The sequence below is a fragment of the Vicinamibacterales bacterium genome, assembly GCA_036496585.1.
GTDB lineage: Bacteria > Acidobacteriota > Vicinamibacteria > Vicinamibacterales > 2-12-FULL-66-21 > JAICSD01.
Map to the genome: position 1 here is coordinate 1 of DASXLB010000032.1, position 4060 is coordinate 4060.

At 65.2% G+C, this 4060-nt stretch carries 4 protein-coding genes and 1 pseudogene; 3 read left to right on the top strand and 2 right to left on the bottom strand.

The window, feature by feature from the left end:
• Positions 1–324 precede the first annotated feature (324 nt).
• Together VGI12_10750 and VGI12_10755 are read right to left on the bottom strand one after the other, a co-directional pair.
• Positions 325–501, bottom strand: coding sequence for a hypothetical protein (locus tag VGI12_10750; GenBank protein HEY2433141.1), 177 nt, complete (start codon positions 499–501; stop codon positions 325–327).
• 231 nt (positions 502–732) lie between these two features.
• Positions 733–1224: pseudogene (locus VGI12_10755) on the bottom strand (IS3 family transposase).
• Here VGI12_10755 and VGI12_10760 point away from each other — a divergent pair.
• From VGI12_10760 to istB, 3 genes are all read left to right on the top strand, one after another.
• The gene (locus VGI12_10760; protein HEY2433142.1) at positions 1186–1560 is read left to right on the top strand and encodes a histidine kinase; all 375 of its coding nucleotides are present in this window, start codon (positions 1186–1188) and stop codon (positions 1558–1560) included. The pseudogene VGI12_10755 and the gene VGI12_10760 sit on opposite strands and share 39 nt — an antisense overlap.
• A gap of 68 nt (positions 1561–1628) precedes the next feature.
• On the top strand, positions 1629–3218 hold the full coding sequence (gene istA / locus VGI12_10765; GenBank protein ID HEY2433143.1) for an IS21 family transposase: 1590 nt from the start codon (positions 1629–1631) through the stop codon (positions 3216–3218).
• Positions 3215–3976, top strand: a complete 762-nt coding sequence (gene istB, locus VGI12_10770; protein HEY2433144.1) for an IS21-like element helper ATPase IstB — start codon at positions 3215–3217, stop codon at positions 3974–3976. The genes istA and istB overlap by 4 nt, the downstream gene beginning before the upstream one ends.
• Positions 3977–4060: the final 84 nt, after the last annotated feature.

A 4060-nucleotide genomic window follows, 5' to 3' on the forward strand; every position in this document is an offset into this window, starting at 1 on the left:
TCTAAGTGTTCCCGGCGGCTCCCCGTTCCTCTGGGCTCGATTAGCCGAAGGTGTCTGCCCAGCTGAATGGTCGGCTTTTGAGTTTTTCGAGCGAGCGCCTCAGGGCGTGCCGCTGACCGATGGTTTGCCGATCTCGCCGAGACGCTCGGGTCGGCCGGCATCCCGTGGACGCTCGAACACCGCGAACCCCTGAAGCTCCCTAGCTAGCAACTCGACGACACTCTGTGTCTGATCTAATCGATCAGGGCCTCTGACAATTCCTGTCTCACATCCAGGTGAGTTCTGCCGCACGACCCGGCCAGACGGCCCGTGTGGAAGAAGCGTTCAGAACCGCAGTGAAATGCCGAGCTGGAATGCTCGCGGTCCACCGGATCCGAATACCTGGCTGAATCGCGCGCCCGGCTGACCAAAGGTCGCAGGATTTCTGAGGTTTTCGCTGTACTGAACCAGGTTCGCGGTGTTGAGCAGATTGAACGCTTCGGCGAAGAACAGCAGCCGCACCTGCCTCTGGATCTGGAACGCGCGTGTCAGGCGCAGATCCTGGGTGAAAAACGATTCGTCGAACGAGTAGCTGTCGGGCAGGTTGATCGCTGGAGCGATGCCGGTGATGGTTGCGTGGCCTGCGATCGCGGCGTCGTACGCGCCGACCAGTCGACCAGCAAGAGAATCAACGCGCTCGTGATGGCGTCTGATTCTTACGGCCTCAGCTACGCGGTTTGGAGTTCCCAGGATTTAGTGGAGACTCTTCTTCCGCCCGTTGTGAGCGGCTTCGAACTGCTCGGGACTCAGACCGTCGAGATGACTATGGCGACGTGACGGATTGTAGAACGCATCGATGTAGTCGGTGACATCGGCCAGGGCCAGCGCGCGGTTCTTGTAGATCTGCTTCTTGATCCGTTCCTTCTTCAGGCTGCTAAAGAACGACTCCGCCACCGCGTTGTCCCAGCAGTTACCCTTTCGGCTCATGCTGGGTTCGAGATGATTGGCGCGGCAGAAGCGCCGCCACGCGTCGCTGCCGTATTGGCTGCCTTGGTCCGAGTGAATCACCGTGCCACGCGGTCGCCGTCGGCGCACCGCCATCAGTACCGCGTCGAGTGCCAGCTCACGATCGATCGAGGGCGCCGTAGACCACCCTACGATCTTGCGCGAGAACAGATCCATCACGACCGCCAGGTAAAGCCACCCTTGCCACGTCCGAATGTACGTGATGTCTGTCACCCAGACCGCGAGCGCCGACGGATTGCTCGAGACCTGCACGACAGCATTGGGCAGCAGCTGGCGCTCGCAAAACTGGCCGCCGATACGGCATTGAAATCCGCGCCTCCGGGACAGAGCGACGCGCTCTCAGAGGTCGTAGAGACGCTGACAAAATGCTGGAGCGAGACCCGCACGATATCCCATCTGCTCCATCCGCCGATCCTCGACGAGCTCGGATTCACTGCGGCCGCGAAGTTGTTCGTCCTGGGGTTCTCCGAGCGGAGCGGCGTGCACGTCAATATCAGCATGCCGCAAGAGCGAGCCTCGGTGGACACCCAAATCCGGCCATTGATGGACACCTGAAAACCGGCCACCACGCGTAGCGCACCGAGACGTTGACGACGACGGGACCCGCATGGTCCTTCGTCGAGATGGGCAACGTCTTGAGTGACGACAAGAAACAGCAAGTCATCGCGCTGGGGCGACTGGGCTGGTCGCTGCGGCGCATCGAAGCCGAAACGGCGGTCCGTCGCGAAACCGCGAGCGGCTATCTCAAGGCGGCGGGCGTCGCGGTCCGTGGGCGCGGTGGCCGGCCGCGGGCCTGGCCGCCAAAACCGGCCACCACGCCGCCGGTGTCCACCGACCCTCCGCCGTCAAATCCGGCCACCACGCGGGCGGTGTCCACCGACCCCGCGTCGGCCGAGGCACCTGGGCGCGCGCCGAGTGCGAGCGCGTGTGAGCCGTATCGCGAGTGGATTGCCGACGCCCTGGGCCGTGGCCGCAATGCCATGGCGATCTGGCAGGATCTCATCGACGATCACGGCTTCGACGGTCGGTACGCCAGTGTCCGCCGATTCGTGCGGGCCTTGCGCGGCCGGTCTCCGGTCGAGGCGCGCGTCGTCATCACCACGGCCCCGGGCGACGAGGGGCAAGTGGACTACGGCGAAGGGCCGATGGTCCGAGACCCGGCGACGGGCAAGTATCGTCGCACCCGGCTCTTTGTCCTGACGCTCGGCTACTCTCGCAAGTCGATCCGGCTGCTGGTGTGGCGCTCGAGTGCCCAGACCTGGGCGGAGCTGCACGAGCAGGCCTTTCGCCGGCTCGGTGGCACCGTGCGGGTCATCGTGCTCGACAATCTCCGGGAGGGCGTGGTGACGCCCGACATCTACGACCCGGCGCTCAATCCGCTCTATCGCGATGTCCTGGCGCATTACGGCGTCGTCGCGCTGCCGTGTCGGGTCGGCGATCCCGATCGCAAAGGCAAAGTCGAAGCGGGCGTGGGGCACGCGCAGAAGACACCGCTCAAAGGGCTGCGGTTTGAGAGCCTCGCGGCCGCGCAAGCGTATCTGGATCGCTGGGAAGCGCGCTGGGCCGACACCCGCATCCACGGCACGACGAAGCGGCAGGTCGCCGTGATGTTTGCCGAGGAGCAGCCGGCCCTCGGGGCCCTGCCGCTCGAGCCGTTTCGCTACTACCGCTACGGTACGCGCACGGTGCATCTCGATGGCTGTGTCGAAGTGGACGCCGCCTATTACGGCGCGCCGCCGGGCTGGATCGGCCAGCGCGTGCAGGTGCAGTGGAACGACCACCAGGTCCGCTTGCTCACGCCCACCGGGCAACTGCTCCGAGAGCATCTCCGCGCGCCGCGCGGGTGGCATCGCATCCATGACGAGGATCGGTCCACGCGCACGCCGCGCAGCACCCTCGCCCTGCTCGCGGGCGCGAAGACCGCGGGACCCTCGATCGGCGCGGTGTGCGACACCATCTATCAGCACGATGGCGCCGTCGGCGTGCGCCGCGTGCTCGGCGTCGTCGCGCTCGCCAAGAAATATGGACCCGCGGTGGTGGAGGACGCGGCGAAAGCCGCGCTCGACCTCGGCGTGCCCACGTATCGCTTTCTGCGCCGCTATCTCGAACGGCGCCCCGCCGTCCCGCTCACGCTCCGGCAAGTCGATCCGCTCATCCGTCAACTCACGCTCTATCGCGATCTCATTGATCGCACCACAGGAGATCCGACATGAACCTCGTCGAACTCGATCACGCGCTTCGCAAGCTGCGGCTGTCCGGCATGGCCGCGGTCCTCGAAACCCGCCTGCGTCAAGCGCAGAGCGAGAAGCTGACTCCTATCGACCTCGTCTCCGCCCTCGTCGCCGACGAACTGGTGCGTCGACAAGACCGGTTGTTTGAACGCCGGCACAAGCAGGCCCGCTTTCGTGATCCCGACCGCTCCCTCGACAGTTTTGATTTTGATTTCAACAAGAAGATGAACCGAGCGCTGATCCACGACCTCGCGACCGCCCGCTTCGTCGGGCAGCGCGAGGACGCGCTCTTCTTGGGCCCGCCCGGCACGGGGAAGAGCCATCTCGCCCAGGCGATCGGCCGCGCGGCGATTCAGCAGGGCTACTGTGTCGTCTATCGCGAGGCCCACACGCTGATGGAAGAGATCGCTGAGGCGACGCTCGCCGGGACCCGCAAGGCCTATCTCGCCGAGCTCACCGCTGTGCCGCTCCTCATCGTCGATGACCTCGGGATGCGGAAGCTTCCGCACACGGCGGCCGAAGATCTGCTGGAGGTGATCATGCGCCGCTACGAACGCACGGCCACGCTTCTCACCTCCAACCGCCCCGTGGACGACTGGGGCAAGCTCCTCGGCGACACCGCCGCCGTGACCGCGCTGCTCGATCGCTTGCTTCATCACGCCCACGTCCTCAAATGCGGGCCCCGGAGCTGGCGCACCAAGCTCCACACCGACTTGCGTCCCGAGGAGGGCGTGAGATAGAACTCACCCAGTCTCGGACGCGACCGCGTGGTGGCCGGATTTGAACTGTCGATCGATGGCCGGTTCTAAGGTGTCCACCGAGGG